The following is a 16160-nucleotide window of genomic DNA, read 5'->3' as shown; positions in this document are numbered from 1 at the left end:
CTTAATCAAACTTCATTCGCGTGGCTTTCAGGTTCACTATCGCCAACGCACCCACCAGCAGGAAGATCAGCGTGGCAATCGCTGCCGCCAGACCGAAGTCCTGACCACCGCCGCCTTCAAAGGCGATACGGTAGGTGTAGTTAACGAGCAGGTCGGTATAACCGGCTGGTGTGGTGGTGCCAAGACGATCCGGGCCGCCATTGGTCAACAGTTGAATCAGTACGAAGTTGTTAAAGTTAAAGGCGAAGCTGGCGATCATCAGCGGTGTTAGCGGCTTGATCAGCAGCGGCAGCGTGATTTTAAAGAAGTTCTGGAATGGGCCTGCGCCATCCATTGCAGAGGCTTCATACAGATCGTCTGGAATCGCTTTCAGCAAGCCCATGCAGAGGATCATCATGTACGGATAACCCAGCCAGGTGTTGACGATAATCAGCATCGTCCGCGCAGTGGTTGGATCGCTGAACCAGGCGGGCTTCACGCCAAACAGTGCGCTCAACATCATGTTGATTTCACCGAAGCTCTGGTTGAACAACCCTTTGAAAATCAAAATTGAAATAAATGAGGGGACGGCGTAGGGCAGAATCAGCAGTACGCGGTAGATAGCTTTGCCGCGCAACGCTTCCCATTGCACCAGACAAGCCAGCACCATGCCGACTGCCACCGTTAAAAAGACAGTGATCAGTGAGAACATCACGGTCCAGACGAAAATCGCGAGGAACGGTTTCTGAATGCCTTCGTCGGTGAAGACGCGGGTAAAGTTTTTCCAGCCGGTGGTTACGGTATAACCCGGACTTAACTTTTCGTCGCCCCAGTTGCCGTCGGCGGTAATGGACTGGTAAAAGCCTGTCTGGTCATTCGGACGATACTTTACACCACTCTGGTTATTGGTCAGCGTACCATCATCGCCCAGCGTGTAGAGCGGCTGCGTACCGGAGAACTGGCGCAGGGAGCTCATCATCACTTTGTTGTCATCCGGGAGAATGGCGGTAATGTTGCTCAGTGCCTGACGATTTTGGGTAATCACGCGCAGATTTGCGCGCTCGCCTTCAGGCAGTGTGGCGCTTTCTTTCAACTGTAGTTTTTGCTCGCCGCCAAATTTAAAGGCGTCGGAGAGATAATTCTTGCCGGTTTCACCATCGGTAAGCGCCAGTTGCCACTCATCACCTGCCGGATAAAGACCGAAGTTATAGGTTTTTCCCGCTTGCCAGGAACGATCCAACAGAACTTCCTGGGCGCGTTCAAAAGTAAGCTGGTTGGTGCTGCTGTAGTTGGTGAAGGCGATGGCGATGGTGCAGACCAGAGGGAAGAGGACGAATAAGCCCATTCCGGCCATTCCCGGATAGACATAGCGCCAGGCATAGGCTTTACGGTTGGCGAAAATATACAGCCCCGCTGAACTCAAAATCAGCGTGGTAATGGCGAACAGGTATTCCCCTTGTGCGTACATTAAAACTACAAGGTAACCCACCAGCAGGCCAAGCAGACCTAACACTGACCATTTCAGCGCGTCGCTTTGCCACCAATGTTTCTTTTTAATGACATCCATGGGGTTCTTCCTCATTCCAGGACGGATAAATGATTACACCGCATCCGGCAACAACTGCCTGATGCGACGCTGGCGCGTCTTATCAGGCCTACATACGTTTCGTTTTTTCGGTCGGATAAGGCGTTTACGCCGCATCCGGCAACAACTGCCTGATGCGACGCTGAGGCGTCTTATCAGGCCTACATAGGTTTCGTTTTTTCGGTCGGATAAGGCGCTCACGCCGCATCCGGCAACAACCGCCTGATGCGACGCTGAGGCGTCTTATCAGGCCTACATAGGTTTCGTTTTTTCGGTCGGATAAGGCGTTTACGCCGCATCCGACAACAACTGCCTGATGCGACGCTGAGGCGTCTTATCAGGCCTACATAGGTTTCGTTTTCGTAGGCCGGATAAGGCGTTCACGCCACATCCGGCAACAACTGCCTGATGCGACGCTGAGGCGTCTTATCAGGCCTACATACGCTTCGGCTTCGTAGGCCGGATAAGGCGTTCACGCCGCATCCGGCAACAACCGCCTGATGCGACGCTGAGGCGTCTTATCAGGCCTACATAGGTTTCGTTTTCGTAGGCCGGATAAGGCGTTTACGCCGCATCCGGCAACAACCGCCTGATGCGACGCTGAGGCGTCTTATCAGGCCTACATAGGTTTCGGTTTCGTAGGCCGGATAAGGCGTTCACGCCGCATCCGGCATTTAACGGCATTACTTGGTGATACGACCCTGTGCATCTTTCAGCGCGGCATCAACAGTTTGGCGACCGCTGGCAGCGTTGATCACTGCGGTACGCACGGCATACCAGAAGGCGGACATCTGCGGGATGTTCGGCATGATTTCGCCGTTTTTGGCGTTATCCATGGTGGCGGCAATGCGTTGATCTTTCGCCAACTGATCCTGGTAAGACTTCAGCGCCACGGCACCCAGCGGTTTATCTTTATTTACCGCTTCCAGACCTTCGTCGGTCAGCAGGTAGTTTTCGAGGAACTCTTTCGCCAGTTCTTTGTTCGGGCTGGCAGCGTTAATGCCTGCACTCAGAACACCAACGAATGGTTTGGAAGGTTGTCCCTTGAAGGTCGGCAGCAGCGTCACGCCGTAGTTCACTTTGCTGGTATCGATGTTGGACCATGCCCACGGACCGTTGATGGTCATCGCAGTTTCACCTTTGTTAAAGGCTGCCTCTGCGATGGAGTAATCAGTATCCGCATTCATGTGTTTGTTTTTAACCAGATCAACCAGGAAGGTCAGACCCGCTTTCGCGCCAGCGTTATCCACACCAACGTCTTTCACGTTGTATTTATCGTTTTCATACTTGAACGCATAACCACCGTCGGCGGCAATCAGTGGCCAGGTGAAGTACGGTTCTTGCAGGTTGAACATCAGCGCGCTCTTACCTTTCGCTTTCAGTTCTTTATCCAGAGCCGGGATTTCTTCCCAGGTTTTCGGTGGGTTCGGCAGCAGGTCTTTGTTATAAATCAGCGATAACGCTTCAACTGCGATCGGATAAGCAATCAGTTTGCCGTTATAACGAACAGCATCCCAGGTGAAAGGATACAGTTTGTCCTGTAACGCTTTGTCTGGGGAGATTTCAGCCAACAGACCAGATTGGGCATAGCCGCCAAAGCGGTCGTGCGCCCAGAAAATAATGTCCGGACCATCGCCAGTTGCCGCAACCTGGGGGAATTTCTCTTCCAACTTATCTGGATGCTCAACGGTAACTTTAATTCCGGTATCTTTCTCGAATTTCTTACCCACTTCTGCGAGGCCGTTGTAGCCTTTATCGCCGTTGATCCAGATTACCAGTTTACCTTCTTCGATTTTGGCGAGAGCCGAGGCGGAAAACATCATCGTCGTTAAAACAGATAATGCGAGGATGCGTGCACCTGTTTTTATTTTCATAATCTCTGGTCCTTGTTGGTGAAGTGCTTGTGAAAACGCCTGAACGGACTCTAGTTTCTTTATACGGCAACCTCTTTCCATCCTCCTTGCCCCTACGCCCCACCCTCGCTTTGTGTGATCTGCGTCGCAGAAATAGCAGTATTGCGGGGAGGCGCACACAAAATTGCCATGTTTTTTGCAAGCAATATCACGAATTTCCTTACTTCTCCTCGGATTAGTATGCAGACACCATCTTCTCATCCTCCCGCCTCCTCCCCCATAAAAAAGCCAGGGGGTGGAGGATTTAAGCCATCTTCCGATGACGCATAGTCACTGCATCATGAATGTTGCTGTCGATGACAGGTTGTAACGAAGGGAGAAGGGCATGGCGAGCGTACAGCTACAAAATGTAACGAAGGCCTGGGGGGATGTGGTGGTATCGAAAGATATCAATCTCGACATCCACGAAGGTGAGTTCGTGGTGTTTGTCGGACCATCTGGCTGCGGTAAATCCACTTTACTGCGCATGATTGCCGGTCTTGAGACGATCACCAGCGGCGACCTGTTCATCGATGAAAAACGAATGAACGACACCCCGCCAGCAGAACGCGGCGTCGGCATGGTGTTCCAGTCCTATGCGCTCTATCCCCATCTGTCTGTGGCAGAAAATATGTCGTTTGGCCTGAAATTAGCAGGCGCAAAGAAAGAGGTCATCAACCAGCGTGTTAACCAGGTAGCGGAAGTGCTGCAACTGGCGCACTTGCTGGATCGCAAACCGAAGGCGCTCTCTGGTGGCCAGCGTCAACGTGTGGCGATTGGTCGTACGTTGGTGGCCGAGCCAAGCGTGTTTTTACTCGATGAACCACTTTCCAACCTCGATGCAGCGCTGCGCGTACAGATGCGTATCGAAATTTCCCGTCTGCATAAACGGTTGGGTCGCACAATGATTTACGTCACTCACGATCAGGTCGAAGCGATGACGCTGGCCGACAAAATCGTGGTGCTGGATGCCGGTCGCGTGGCGCAAGTCGGGAAGCCTCTTGAACTGTATCACTATCCGGCAGACCGCTTTGTCGCCGGTTTTATTGGTTCACCGAAGATGAACTTCCTGCCGGTGAAAGTAACCGCTACCGCAATCGATCAGGTCCAGGTTGAGCTGCCGATGCCAAACCTCCAGCAAGTCTGGCTTCCGGTTGAAAGCCGCGATGTTCAGGTCGGTGCCAACATGTCGCTGGGCATTCGCCCGGAACATTTACTGCCAAGCGATATCGCTGACGTCATCCTTGAGGGTGAGGTTCAGGTGGTCGAACAGCTTGGCAACGAAACGCAAATTCATATCCAGATCTCTTCTATTCGTCAAAACCTGGTGTACCGCCAGTCTGACGTGGTGTTGGTAGAAGAAGGTGCCACATTCGCTATCGGCCTGCCGCCAGAGCGTTGCCATCTGTTCCGTGAGGATGGCACTGCATGTCGTCGACTGCATCAGGAACCGGGCGTTTAAGCATCCTACAAAAGACACAGAGCCTGTGACAGGTGATGTGAAAAAAGAAAAGCAATGACTCAGGAGATAGAATGATGATTACTCTGCGCAAACTTCCTCTGGCGGTTGCCGTCGCAGCGGGCGTAATGTCTGCTCAGGCAATGGCTGTGGATTTCCACGGTTACGCTCGTTCCGGTATCGGCTGGACAGGGAGCGGCGGTGAACAACAGTGTTTCCAGACCACTGGCGCTCAAAGTAAATACCGTCTTGGCAACGAATGTGAAACTTATGCTGAATTAAAATTGGGTCAGGAAGTGTGGAAAGAGGGCGATAAGAGCTTCTATTTCGACACTAACGTGGCCTATTCCGTAGCACAACAGAATGACTGGGAGGCCACCGATCCGGCTTTCCGTGAAGCGAATGTGCAGGGGAAAAACCTGATTGAATGGCTGCCAGGTGCCACCATTTGGGCTGGTAAGCGTTTCTATCAGCGTCATGACGTTCATATGATCGACTTCTACTACTGGGATATTTCTGGTCCTGGTGCCGGTCTGGAAAACATCGACGTTGGTTTCGGTAAACTTTCCCTGGCAGCAACGCGTTCTTCTGAAGCGGGCGGTTCTTCCTCTTTCGCCAGCAACAATATTTATGACTATACCAACGAAACTGCGAACGACGTCTTTGACGTGCGTTTAGCGCAGATGGAAATTAACCCGGGCGGAACCTTAGAGCTGGGTGTCGACTACGGTCGTGCCAACCTGCGTGATAACTATCGTCTGGTTGATGGCGCATCGAAAGATGGCTGGATGTTCACTGCCGAGCATACCCAGAGCATCCTGAAAGGCTTTAACAAGTTTGTTGTTCAGTACGCAACAGACTCTATGACCTCACAGGGCAAAGGGCTGTCGCAAGGGTCTGGCGTCGCATTTGATAACGAACACTTTGCTTACAACATCAACAACAACGGTCACCTGCTGCGTATCCTGGATCACGGTGCGATTTCTATGGGTGACAATTGGGACATGATGTACGTGGGTATGTATCAGGACATCAACTGGGATAACGACAACGGCACCAAATGGTGGACCGTCGGTATTCGCCCGATGTACAAGTGGACGCCTATCATGAGTACCTTGATGGAGATCGGCTACGACAACGTCGAATCCCAGCGCACTGGCGACAAGAACAACCAGTACAAAATCACCCTCGCACAACAATGGCAGGCTGGCGACAGCATCTGGTCACGCCCGGCTATTCGTGTCTTCGCAACCTACGCCAAGTGGGATGAGAAATGGGGTTATGACTACAACGGTAGTTCCTCTTCTAACCCGAACTACGGCAAAGCTGTTCCGGCGAACTTCGAAGGCGGTAGTTTCGGTCGTGGCGATAGCGATGAGTGGACCTTCGGTGCCCAGATGGAAATCTGGTGGTAATAGCAAAACCTGGGCCGGATAAGGCGTTTACGCCGCATCCGGCAACCAACGCCTGATGCGACGCTGTCGCGTCTTATCAGGCCTACAACCGCTGCCGAATGTAGGCCGGATAAGGTGCTTGCACCGCATCCGGCAACCAATGCCTGATGCGACGCTGTCGCGTCTTATCAGGCCTACAACCGCTGTCGAATGTAGGCCGGATAAGGTGCTTGCACCGCATCCGGCAACCAACGCCTGATGCGACGCTGTCGCGTCTTATCAGGCCTACAACCGCTGTCGAATGTAGGCCGGATAAGGTGCTTGCACCGCATCCGGCAACCAACGCCTGATGCGACGCTGTCGTGTCTTATCAGGCCTACAACCGCTGCCGAATGTAGGCCGGATAAAGTGTTTGCACCGCATCCGGCAACCAACGCCTGATGCGACGCTGTCGCGTCTTATCAGGCCTACAACCGCTGCCGAATGTAGGCCGGATAAAGTGCTTGCACCGCATCCGGCAACCAATGCCTGATGCGACGCTGTCGTGTCTTATCAGGCCTACAACCGCTGCCGAATGTAGGCCGGATAAAGTGCTTGCACCGCATCCGGCAACCAATGCCTGATGCGACGCTGTCGTGTCTTATCAGGCCTACAACCGCTGCCGAATGTAGGCCGGATAAAGTGCTTGCACCGCATCCGGTAACCAACGCCTGATGCGACGCTGTCGCGTCTTATCAGGCCTACAACCGCTGTCGAATGTAGGCCGGATAAGGTGCTTGCACCGCATCCGGCAACCAACGCCTGATGCGACGCTGTCGCGTCTTATCAGGCCTACAACCGCAGCCGAATGTAGGCCGGATAAGGTGCTTGCACCGCATCCGGCAACCAATGCCTGATGCGACGCTGTCGCGTCTTATCAGGCCTACAACCGCTGTCGAATGTAGGCCGGATAAGGTGCTTGCACCGCATCCGGCAACCAATGCCTGATGCGACGCTGTCGTGTCTTATCAGGCCTACAACCGCAGCCGAATGTAGGCCGGATAAGGTGCTTGCACCGCATCCGGCATAAAAACAGGTTGTCATTATCTATAAAGGGCGTAAGCCCCTCTGTTTATCGGGTTTAGCGCGCTATTGCCTGGCCACCGCTGAACTCCAGATTTTGAGGTGAAAACAATGAAAATGAATAAAAGTCTCATCGCCCTCTGTTTATCAGCAGGGGTGCTGGCGAGTGCGCCTGGAATCAGCCTGGCCAACGTCAACTACGTACCGCAAAACACCAGCGACGCGCCAGCCATTCCATCTGCCGCGCTGCAACAATTAACCTGGACACCGGTCGACCAATCTAAGACTCAGACGACCCAACTGGCGACCGGCGGCCAACAACTGAACATCCCTGGTATCAGTGGCCCGGTTGCCGCATACAGCGTTCCGGCCAATATTGGCGAGCTTACTCTGACGCTGACCAGTGAAGTGAACAAACAAACCAGCGTATTTGCGCCGAATGTGCTGATTCTTGATCAAAACATGACGCCATCGGCCTTCTTCCCCAGCAGTTATTTCACCTATCAGGAACCCGGCGTCATGAGTGCCGATCGCCTGGAAGGGGTTATGCGCCTGACGCCAGCACTGGGGCAGCAAAAACTTTATGTTCTGGTCTTTACCACTGAAAAAGATCTCCAGCAGACGACCCAACTGCTCGACCCGGCAAAAGCCTATGCCAAAGGCGTTGGTAACTCGGTGCCGGATATTCCAGATCCGGTTGCCCGTCATACCACTGATGGCTTGCTGAAGCTGAAAGTGAAGACCAACTCCAGCTCCAGCGTGTTGGTAGGGCCGCTGTTTGGTTCTTCCGCTCCTGCTCCGGTTACGGTAGGCAACACGGCAGCGCCAGCCGTAGCTGCGACTGCTCCAGTGTCAGCGAAGAAAAGCGAACCTATGCTCAACGACACGGAAAGTTATTTTAATACCGCGATCAAAAACGCTGTCGCGAAAGGTGATGTTGATAAGGCGTTAAAACTGCTTGATGAAGCTGAACGTCTGGGATCGACATCTGCCCGTTCCACCTTTATCAGCAGTGTAAAAGGCAAGGGGTAATTACGCCCCACAGTGCTGATTTTGCAACAACTGGTGCGTCTTCTGATGCACCTTTTTTTCTCTCCCTTGGTGATTGTTGCGTTATTGTTGCGTATTAGATCACTTAATATGCTTTACATCTCCCGTTAACGCTTTTCTGCGATACAATGCCTTTACGTTATGTAACGGAGAGTTCGGCATGTCACACCCCGCGTTAACGCAACTGCGTGCGCTGCGCTATTTTGCAGAGATCCCTGCGCTGGAACCGCAACTGCTTGACTGGTTGTTGCTGGAAGATTCCATGACCAAACGTTTTGAACAGCAGGGAAAAACGGTGAGTGTGACGATGATCCGCGAAGGGTTTGTCGAGCAGAATGAAATCCCCGAAGAATTGCCGCTGCTGCCGAAAGAGTCTCGTTACTGGTTACGTGAAATTTTGTTATGTGCTGATGGTGAACCCTGGCTTGCCGGGCGTACCGTCGTTCCTGTGTCAACGTTAAGTGGCCCTGAGCTGGCGTTACAAAAATTGGGTAAAACGCCGTTAGGGCGCTATCTGTTCACATCATCGACATTAACCCGTGACTTTATTGAGATAGGCCGTGATGCCGGACTGTGGGGACGACGTTCCCGCCTGCGATTAAGCGGTAAGCCGCTGCTGCTGACCGAACTGTTTTTACCGGCATCACCGTTGTACTAAGAGGAAAAAAATATGGAGTGGAGTCTGACGCAAAATAAGCTGCTGGCGTTTCACCGCTTAATGCGTACGGATAAGCCAATTGGCGCGTTACTGCTGCTCTGGCCAACTTTGTGGGCGCTATGGGTGGCGACACCAGGTGTTCCCCAGCTCTGGATCCTGGCGGTGTTTGTTGCTGGCGTCTGGCTAATGCGCGCCGCCGGTTGTGTAGTGAATGACTATGCTGACCGTAAGTTTGACGGTCATGTTAAGCGCACGGCAAACCGACCGCTTCCCAGTGGCGCGGTGACTGAGAAAGAGGCGCGCACACTGTTTGTGGTGCTGGTGCTAATTTCGTTCTTACTGGTGCTGACGCTGAATACGATGACCATTCTGTTGTCGATTGCTGCGCTGGTGCTGGCATGGGTTTACCCATTTATGAAACGTTATACCCATCTACCGCAAGTGGTGCTGGGCGCGGCGTTTGGCTGGTCGATTCCAATGGCTTTTGCCGCAGTGAGTGAGTCAGTACCGTTAAGCTGCTGGCTGATGTTCCTCGCCAATATTCTCTGGGCGGTGGCTTACGATACTCAGTACGCGATGGTTGACCGTGACGACGACGTAAAGATTGGCATTAAGTCCACGGCAATCTTGTTTGGTCAATACGATAAGTTGATTATCGGCATTTTGCAGGTCGGCGTACTGGTACTGATGGCGATTATTGGCGAGTTAAATGGCTTAGGCTGGGGATATTACTGGTCAATTCTGGTAGCGGGCGCGCTGTTTGTTTATCAACAAAAACTGATTGCCAACCGCGAGCGTGAAGCCTGCTTTAAAGCGTTTATGAATAATAACTATGTTGGCCTGGTACTATTTTTAGGGCTGGCAATGAGTTACTGGCATTTCTGATGATGTAAAAAAAGTCGGATGATTATGGACTGCACCTTAATCAGTTGGGTGTCCAACTTTTGGGGGGCAGTCCATTATCCGGCTTTTTTCTGTGAAAAGCTGCCTGATGCGCTGCGCTTATCAGCTCTACATAACACATCGCAATTTATTGAATTTGCAGGTCATGGTAGGCCAGATAAGGCGGTTTCGCCGCATCCGGCAACGCTCACCAATTACCCTTCGCCCTGCGTCGCACTCTCAATCGTCAAACGCACATCGGATGTAATCAACTCCGCCAGCAACTGGTACACCTTCATCGTCTCTGCCGGTTCGGCGTCGCCGCTGTCGCTGATATACCCTTCATCACGCAGCGTCAGCACCAGAGAACTGAACACCGCTTTGTCGAAGAACTCCGGTGCGTTGATGCCGTGTAGCACAGAGAGACGTTGTGCCACGGTGCGGCTCTCTTTTTCCAGCGTACCGCGGTTGATTGACGGGTTGGCGCTCAGCAGCCAGAAAGTGATGGCATAACGTTGCAGCGTTTCGCGCGCACCTGCGGCAAGCAACTGAAGCGTGCGGGAATGCGCCGGGTTGATATGCAATTCATCATCTTGCAGCGTAATCAGCCCCTGACGTTGCATCTCATTCGCCAGCGCATCAATCACACCCGGTAATTCGTCGCGATCCCAGCGTAGGAACAGCTCTGCTTTCAGCATTGGATACAGCACATTGACGTGCTCCATCAATACGTCGCGGGAGATGTGGCGATGCTGCGTTACAATTGCCGCCATCAGTGAAGGCAGAACCAACATATGCGCAATATTGTTGCGATAGTAGGTCATCAGCACCGCTTGCTCACGCGGCAGAATGATGATGTCACCGATGGTGTCTTTCTCGACTTCAAACTTGTTCATCTGCAGCGCGTGATCGATAAGCTCACTGGCGCTGGCTGAAGGCACCGTTGAATCCGCGGAGTAAGGCACGTTGCGCATCAAATCGAGATAACAGTTGAGTTGCTCGGTTAACTGCTCGCGGGTGAGTGAGCGCTGACGTGACGCCAGAAGCGCAGTACAGCACAGGTTCATGGCGTTTGCCGCCCCTGCGTTGTTAATGCGTACCATCAGATCGGCGGCAATGTTATTCACCGTCGGCGTTAACCAGGCTGGACGCACCGCTTCGATGGGGTCGATTGATTCGCGCCAGTCCGGCACATGCTGGTTGAGATAGGTCATCAACGGCATTGGTTCACCGAAGTTGACATAGCCCTGTCCAAGATTACGCAGTTTGCTTAAGCCGCGCAGCATCTGTGGCAGGCTCTCTTTCTCTTTCGTCGCGCCGCGCAGTTCTTTGGCGTAAGTCCCCACTTCCATGACGTGCTCATAACCGATGTAGATCGGAATCAGCGTAATCGGGCGTGTACCGCCACGCAGCATCGCCTGAATGGTCATCGACAGGGTGCCGGTTTTTGGATCAAGCAGACGCCCCGTTCGCGAACGCCCACCCTCCACAAAGTACTCAACGGAATAACCACGGCTGAACAGTTCACCGAGATATTCGCGGAAAACTGTGGAGTAGAGTTTATTGCCTTTAAACGTACGGCGAATAAAGAACGCACCCAGACGGCGGAAAATCGGCCCGGCAGGCCAGAAGTTCAGGTTGATCCCAGCGGCGATATGCGGCGGCACCAGCCCCTGGTGATAAAGCACGTAAGAGAGCAGCAGGTAGTCCATGTGACTGCGATGGCAAGGCACATATACCAGCTCATGACCGTCGTGGGCCAACTGGCGAACGCGCTCGGCGTTATGGACGTTGATGCCCTGATAAAGCCGGTTCCAGGTGAAGCCCAGAATACGGTCAGTCAGGCGGATCATCTCGTAAGAGAAGTTCGCCGCAATCTCTTCCATCAGCGCAATAGCGTTTTGCTGCGCTTTTTCATGGGAGATTTTTTTGCTGCGGGCTTCATCTTCTACCGCTTTGGCAATGGCGCGGGAGGCAAGTAGCTTATTGAACAAGTCCTGACGGGCAGGCAGGCGTGGACCCACGGCAGCAAGGCGCTGGCGGGCAAAGTGCATACGTGCCACGCGCGCCAGTTTCTGGGCGATAATTTTATCCGTGCCGTGTTCATCAGCCATGCGACGCAGCGAAACTGACGGCGAGAAACGCACAAAACTGTCGCGACCAAGCCACAGTACGGCGAAAAATTTCTGCACGCCGTTGAGTATACGCAACGGTGGGTTTACTTCGCCTTTTTCGCGCCCCGGTGCACGACCAAACATCACCGATACCGGCACCATCTGCACATCCAGATTCGGGTTGCTGCGGTGCAGGTCGAGATAATCGTGGAACAGCTTAATGGATTCTTCTTTTGGCGTGTAATAGGTGAAAACACGCGGCCCGCCGTGAATAAACACATAGCGTGGCAGCAGCGTGCCGTCGATCTCCAGCGGCTCTAATGGGTCGGGCAGATCATGTGCCAGACACTGGGCGCGCAACGTCAGCAAATCCGCTTTTGAGTTGTACGGTAAAACGTACATAATTGGACGAGAGGTATCGAGTCCCAGTTCCGGGGCAGGATCTGCCGGAATAGACTTGCTTTTTACCAGGATGCTTAATGGTAAATTCAGTAATTTGTAGTAAATTCGTGGCCAGCCGGACATAAACGATGTAAAGCCTCTGGTTAATAATGCAAATGCGCGGCAAGGATAGCAGAAAGTCATGGGAAATTCTGTGGTATCCGCTCATGTTTCGCGCGGCGTTATGCAAACCCGAGTCATCGGATTTAACGGTACACTGATATTGACGCTCATAATGTAAAAAGGTTCTTTCAATGGCCAATAATACCACTGGATTCACTCGAATTATCAAAGCTGCTGGCTATTCCTGGAAAGGGTTACGCGCAGCATGGATCAACGAAGCGGCATTCCGTCAGGAAGGCGTTGCGGTATTGTTGGCGGTGATCATCGCCTGCTGGCTGGATGTGGACGCGATAACCCGCGTACTGCTTATTAGCTCCGTCATGTTGGTCATGATCGTAGAAATTCTCAATAGCGCCATCGAGGCCGTAGTTGACCGTATTGGCTCCGAATACCATGAGCTTTCCGGGCGAGCGAAAGATATGGGGTCCGCGGCGGTGTTGATCGCGATTATCGTCGCAGTGATTACCTGGTGCATCCTGTTATGGTCGCATTTTGGATAACCCTTCCAGAATTCGATAAATCTCTGGTTTATTGTGCAGTTTATGGTTCCAAAATCACCTTTTGCTGTATATACTCACAGCATAACTGTATATACACCCAGGGGGCGGAATGAAAGCGTTAACGGCCAGGCAGCAAGAGGTGTTTGATCTCATTCGTGATCACATCAGCCAGACAGGTATGCCGCCGACGCGTGCGGAAATCGCGCAGCGTTTGGGGTTCCGTTCCCCAAATGCGGCTGAAGAACATCTGAAGGCGCTGGCACGCAAAGGCGTTATTGAAATTGTTTCCGGCGCATCGCGCGGGATCCGTCTGTTGCATGAAGAGGAAGAAGGGCTGCCGCTGGTAGGCCGTGTGGCTGCTGGTGAACCGCTTCTGGCGCAACAGCATATTGAAGGTCATTATCAGGTCGATCCTTCCCTGTTCAAACCGAATGCCGATTTCCTGCTGCGCGTCAGCGGGATGTCGATGAAAGATATCGGCATTATGGATGGCGATCTGCTGGCAGTGCATAAAACCCAGGATGTACGTAATGGTCAGGTCGTTGTCGCGCGTATTGATGACGAAGTTACCGTTAAACGTCTGAAAAAGCAGGGTAATAAAGTCGAACTGCTGCCAGAAAACAGTGAGTTTAAACCAATTGTCGTTGACCTTCGTCAGCAGAGCTTCACTATTGAAGGGCTGGCAGTTGGGGTTATTCGCAACGGCGACTGGCTGTAATATATCTCTGATACCGCGATGCCGCCTGGCGTCGCGGTTTGTTTTTCATCTCTCTTCATCAGGCTTGTCGGCATGGCATTCCTCACTTCATCTGATAAAGCGCTCTGGCATCTCGCCTTACCCATGATCTTCTCCAATATTACCGTTCCCTTGCTGGGGTTGGTTGATACGGCGGTTATTGGTCATCTTGATAGTCCGGTTTATCTGGGCGGCGTGGCGGTTGGTGCAACGGCGACCAGCTTTCTCTTTATGCTGTTGCTGTTTTTGCGTATGAGTACTACCGGGCTTACTGCACAGGCTTTTGGTGCTCAAAATCCTCAGGCATTAGCGCGGGCGCTGGTGCAGCCGTTGCTGTTGGCGTTGGGGGCTGGGGCGTTGATTGCTCTACTGCGTACGCCGATTATCGATCTGGCGCTGCATATTGTTGGCGGTAGCGAAGCAGTGCTGGAACAGGCGCGGCGCTTTCTTGAAATCCGTTGGCTAAGCGCCCCGGCGTCGCTGGCGAATCTGGTGCTGCTTGGCTGGTTGCTCGGTGTGCAATATGCCCGTGCGCCAGTGATTTTGTTAGTGGTTGGCAATATCCTCAACATTGTGCTGGATATCTGGCTGGTGATGGGACTGCATATGAACGTGCAGGGCGCAGCGCTGGCGACGGTTGTTGCAGAATATGCGACGTTGCTGATTGGTCTGCTCATGGTACGTAAAATCCTCAAACTGCGCGGTATCTCCGGCGAAATGCTGAAAACAGCCTGGCGAGGAAACTTCCGTCGCTTACTGGCGCTTAACCGCGACATCATGCTTCGCTCATTGCTGTTGCAACTCTGCTTTGGCGCAATAACGGTTATTGGCGCGCGGCTGGGGAGCGATATTATCGCTGTTAACGCGGTTCTGATGACGTTACTCACCTTCACCGCCTATGCGTTGGATGGCTTTGCCTACGCCGTTGAAGCGCATTCTGGTCAGGCGTATGGCGCGCGTGACGGTAGTCAATTGCTGGATATCTGGCGCGCAGCGTGCCGCCAGTCAGGTGTCGTGGCACTGTTGTTTTCTGTAGTTTATCTGCTGGCAGGGGAACACATTATCACGTTGCTGACCTCGTTAACCCAAATTCAGAATCTGGCCGATCGTTACCTTATCTGGCAGGTCATTTTGCCGCTGGTGGGAGTCTGGTGTTATCTGCTGGATGGCATGTTTATTGGCGCAACGCGCGCCGCCGAAATGCGAAACAGCATGGCAGTGGCAGCGGCAGGTTTTGCACTTACGTTACTCACATTGCCGTGGTTGGGTAATCATGGGTTGTGGTTGGCATTAACCGTCTTTCTGGCTCTGCGCGGGCTTTCTCTGGCGGCTATCTGGCGGCGTCACTGGCGCAATGGAACCTGGTTTGCTGAAACGTGATGGTTAAAAATTCTGAATAAATAATCCTGAGCCAAATTCCTGACTACACTTAATCCCACGTTCAGAAGAAAAGCGAGCGTACTCTCATTCACCACCTAACGATGAGGACTTGAATATGAATAAAGACGAAGTCGGCGGTAACTGGAAACAGTTCAAAGGTAAAGTGAAAGAGCAATGGGGAAAACTGACCGATGATGATATGACGGTCATTGAAGGTAAACGTGACCAGTTAGTGGGTAAAATCCAGGAACGTTACGGTTACCAGAAAGATCAGGCAGAGAAAGAGGTTGATAGCTGGGAAAAACGCCATGATTACCGCTGGTAATTAATCCCTCCTGCCCGATGTGTACAAGGACGTACGCCCTCTTAACGTGGTTTCTTTTTCACCTGTACAGAGTGGTCATGCTGGCACTGATCATGATGGCGACACGCTTCTACTTCCACGCACGCTGCACATAATCCGTGCGCTTCAATCACATTATGCCGCAGGGCAAAACCCATTTTTGCCGCCAGTGTATGCATGATGTCTTCTACACCTTCCGCACACTCTTCTTTCACTGCGCCGCAGCGATCGCAAATAAACATTGCGGAGGTATGAGTTGGTTGATCAAACAGGTGGCAGAGCACATAGCTGTTGGTGGATTCCACCTTATGTACAAAACCCTGCTCAAGCAGAAAATCTAGTGCGCGATAAACCGTTGGCGGCTTGGCTTGCGGCTCGGCTTCACGCAGCAAATCAAGCAGATCGTAGGCGCTGATTGCCCCTTCCTGCAGACTCATCAAACGCAACACTTCCAGGCGCTGCGGGGTCAGGCGCACATTTCGCTGCGCACAGAGTTTCTCAGCCTGCGCTAATAACTCCTGCGTTGTGGTCTTTTCCATTGGGCACCTCAAAGTGGGGTTAA

At 52.6% G+C, this 16160-nt stretch carries 13 protein-coding genes; 9 read left to right on the top strand and 4 right to left on the bottom strand.

Annotated features, from left to right (window positions below):
• Window position 1: 1 nt before the first annotated feature.
• Both malF and malE read right to left on the bottom strand, forming a co-directional pair.
• Window positions 2–1546 (bottom strand): maltose ABC transporter permease MalF, encoded by a 1545-nt coding sequence (malF, locus tag A9587_RS09330; RefSeq protein WP_001517565.1) that lies wholly within the window; start codon window positions 1544–1546, stop codon window positions 2–4.
• Window positions 1547–2247: 701 nt separating this feature from the next.
• On the bottom strand, window positions 2248–3438 hold the full coding sequence (gene malE / locus A9587_RS09325) for a maltose/maltodextrin ABC transporter substrate-binding protein MalE (RefSeq protein WP_000695404.1): 1191 nt from the start codon (window positions 3436–3438) through the stop codon (window positions 2248–2250).
• Window positions 3439–3802: 364 nt separating this feature from the next.
• Here malE and malK point away from each other — a divergent pair, with 364 nt between their 5' ends.
• From malK to ubiA, 5 genes are all read left to right on the top strand, one after another.
• Window positions 3803–4918: a maltose/maltodextrin ABC transporter ATP-binding protein MalK gene (malK, locus tag A9587_RS09315; protein ID WP_105264051.1), complete on the top strand. Its 1116-nt coding sequence runs from the start codon at window positions 3803–3805 to the stop codon at window positions 4916–4918.
• Window positions 4919–4989: 71 nt separating this feature from the next.
• Window positions 4990–6330 (top strand): maltoporin LamB, encoded by a 1341-nt coding sequence (gene lamB / locus A9587_RS09310; protein ID WP_001517566.1) that lies wholly within the window; start codon window positions 4990–4992, stop codon window positions 6328–6330.
• Window positions 6331–7482: 1152 nt separating this feature from the next.
• Window positions 7483–8403, top strand: coding sequence for a maltose operon protein MalM (gene malM / locus A9587_RS09305; protein WP_105263472.1), 921 nt, complete (start codon window positions 7483–7485; stop codon window positions 8401–8403).
• A 178-nt stretch (window positions 8404–8581) separates the two neighbouring features.
• Window positions 8582–9079 (top strand): chorismate lyase, encoded by a 498-nt coding sequence (gene ubiC / locus A9587_RS09295; RefSeq protein ID WP_000019214.1) that lies wholly within the window; start codon window positions 8582–8584, stop codon window positions 9077–9079.
• Between the two features lie 12 nt (window positions 9080–9091).
• Window positions 9092–9964 (top strand): 4-hydroxybenzoate octaprenyltransferase, encoded by an 873-nt coding sequence (gene ubiA / locus A9587_RS09290; protein ID WP_000455236.1) that lies wholly within the window; start codon window positions 9092–9094, stop codon window positions 9962–9964.
• Between the two features lie 212 nt (window positions 9965–10176).
• Here the strand turns inward: ubiA and plsB are convergent, their stop codons facing one another.
• The gene (plsB, locus tag A9587_RS09285) at window positions 10177–12600 is read right to left on the bottom strand and encodes a glycerol-3-phosphate 1-O-acyltransferase PlsB (RefSeq protein ID WP_001517568.1); all 2424 of its coding nucleotides are present in this window, start codon (window positions 12598–12600) and stop codon (window positions 10177–10179) included.
• A 170-nt stretch (window positions 12601–12770) separates the two neighbouring features.
• Between plsB and dgkA the strand changes: the two genes are divergently transcribed.
• The 4 genes from dgkA (at window position 12771) to A9587_RS09265 (ending at window position 15580) form a co-directional block, all read left to right on the top strand.
• Window positions 12771–13139 carry a diacylglycerol kinase gene (dgkA, locus tag A9587_RS09280; RefSeq protein WP_000002905.1) on the top strand — a complete coding sequence of 123 codons (369 nt, stop codon included), beginning with the start codon at window positions 12771–12773 and terminating at the stop codon, window positions 13137–13139.
• Window positions 13140–13248: 109 nt separating this feature from the next.
• Window positions 13249–13857 carry a transcriptional repressor LexA gene (gene lexA / locus A9587_RS09275; RefSeq protein ID WP_000646076.1) on the top strand — a complete coding sequence of 203 codons (609 nt, stop codon included), beginning with the start codon at window positions 13249–13251 and terminating at the stop codon, window positions 13855–13857.
• Between the two features lie 72 nt (window positions 13858–13929).
• Window positions 13930–15255 (top strand): MATE family efflux transporter DinF, encoded by a 1326-nt coding sequence (dinF, locus tag A9587_RS09270; RefSeq protein ID WP_123057481.1) that lies wholly within the window; start codon window positions 13930–13932, stop codon window positions 15253–15255.
• A 115-nt stretch (window positions 15256–15370) separates the two neighbouring features.
• Complete coding sequence (locus tag A9587_RS09265) at window positions 15371–15580, top strand: CsbD family protein (protein ID WP_001030602.1); 210 nt, start codon at window positions 15371–15373, stop codon at window positions 15578–15580.
• A gap of 41 nt (window positions 15581–15621) precedes the next feature.
• On the opposite strand, the gene zur is transcribed toward A9587_RS09265, so the two are convergent.
• A complete protein-coding gene (gene zur / locus A9587_RS09260) occupies window positions 15622–16137 on the bottom strand; it encodes a zinc uptake transcriptional repressor Zur (RefSeq protein WP_000416265.1) in 516 nt (171 codons plus the stop codon).
• Window positions 16138–16160 lie beyond the last annotated feature (23 nt).

It is taken from the genome of Escherichia sp. MOD1-EC6162 (assembly GCF_002965125.1).
Classification (GTDB): domain Bacteria; phylum Pseudomonadota; class Gammaproteobacteria; order Enterobacterales; family Enterobacteriaceae; genus Escherichia; species Escherichia marmotae.
The sequence above is the reverse complement of the archived record's forward strand: the minus strand, read 5'-3'. Positions and strand labels throughout refer to the sequence as shown.

Coding starts and splice junctions, on each gene's coding strand:
- malF (WP_001517565.1), bottom strand. CDS start 1,546: ATGGATGTCATTAAAAAGAAACATTGGTGGCAAAGCGACGCGCTGAAA.
- malE (WP_000695404.1), bottom strand. CDS start 3,438: ATGAAAATAAAAACAGGTGCACGCATCCTCGCATTATCTGTTTTAACG.
- malK (WP_105264051.1), top strand. CDS start 3,803: ATGGCGAGCGTACAGCTACAAAATGTAACGAAGGCCTGGGGGGATGTG.
- lamB (WP_001517566.1), top strand. CDS start 4,990: ATGATGATTACTCTGCGCAAACTTCCTCTGGCGGTTGCCGTCGCAGCG.
- malM (WP_105263472.1), top strand. CDS start 7,483: ATGAAAATGAATAAAAGTCTCATCGCCCTCTGTTTATCAGCAGGGGTG.
- ubiC (WP_000019214.1), top strand. CDS start 8,582: ATGTCACACCCCGCGTTAACGCAACTGCGTGCGCTGCGCTATTTTGCA.
- ubiA (WP_000455236.1), top strand. CDS start 9,092: ATGGAGTGGAGTCTGACGCAAAATAAGCTGCTGGCGTTTCACCGCTTA.
- plsB (WP_001517568.1), bottom strand. CDS start 12,600: ATGTCCGGCTGGCCACGAATTTACTACAAATTACTGAATTTACCATTA.
- dgkA (WP_000002905.1), top strand. CDS start 12,771: ATGGCCAATAATACCACTGGATTCACTCGAATTATCAAAGCTGCTGGC.
- lexA (WP_000646076.1), top strand. CDS start 13,249: ATGAAAGCGTTAACGGCCAGGCAGCAAGAGGTGTTTGATCTCATTCGT.
- dinF (WP_123057481.1), top strand. CDS start 13,930: ATGGCATTCCTCACTTCATCTGATAAAGCGCTCTGGCATCTCGCCTTA.
- A9587_RS09265 (WP_001030602.1), top strand. CDS start 15,371: ATGAATAAAGACGAAGTCGGCGGTAACTGGAAACAGTTCAAAGGTAAA.
- zur (WP_000416265.1), bottom strand. CDS start 16,137: ATGGAAAAGACCACAACGCAGGAGTTATTAGCGCAGGCTGAGAAACTC.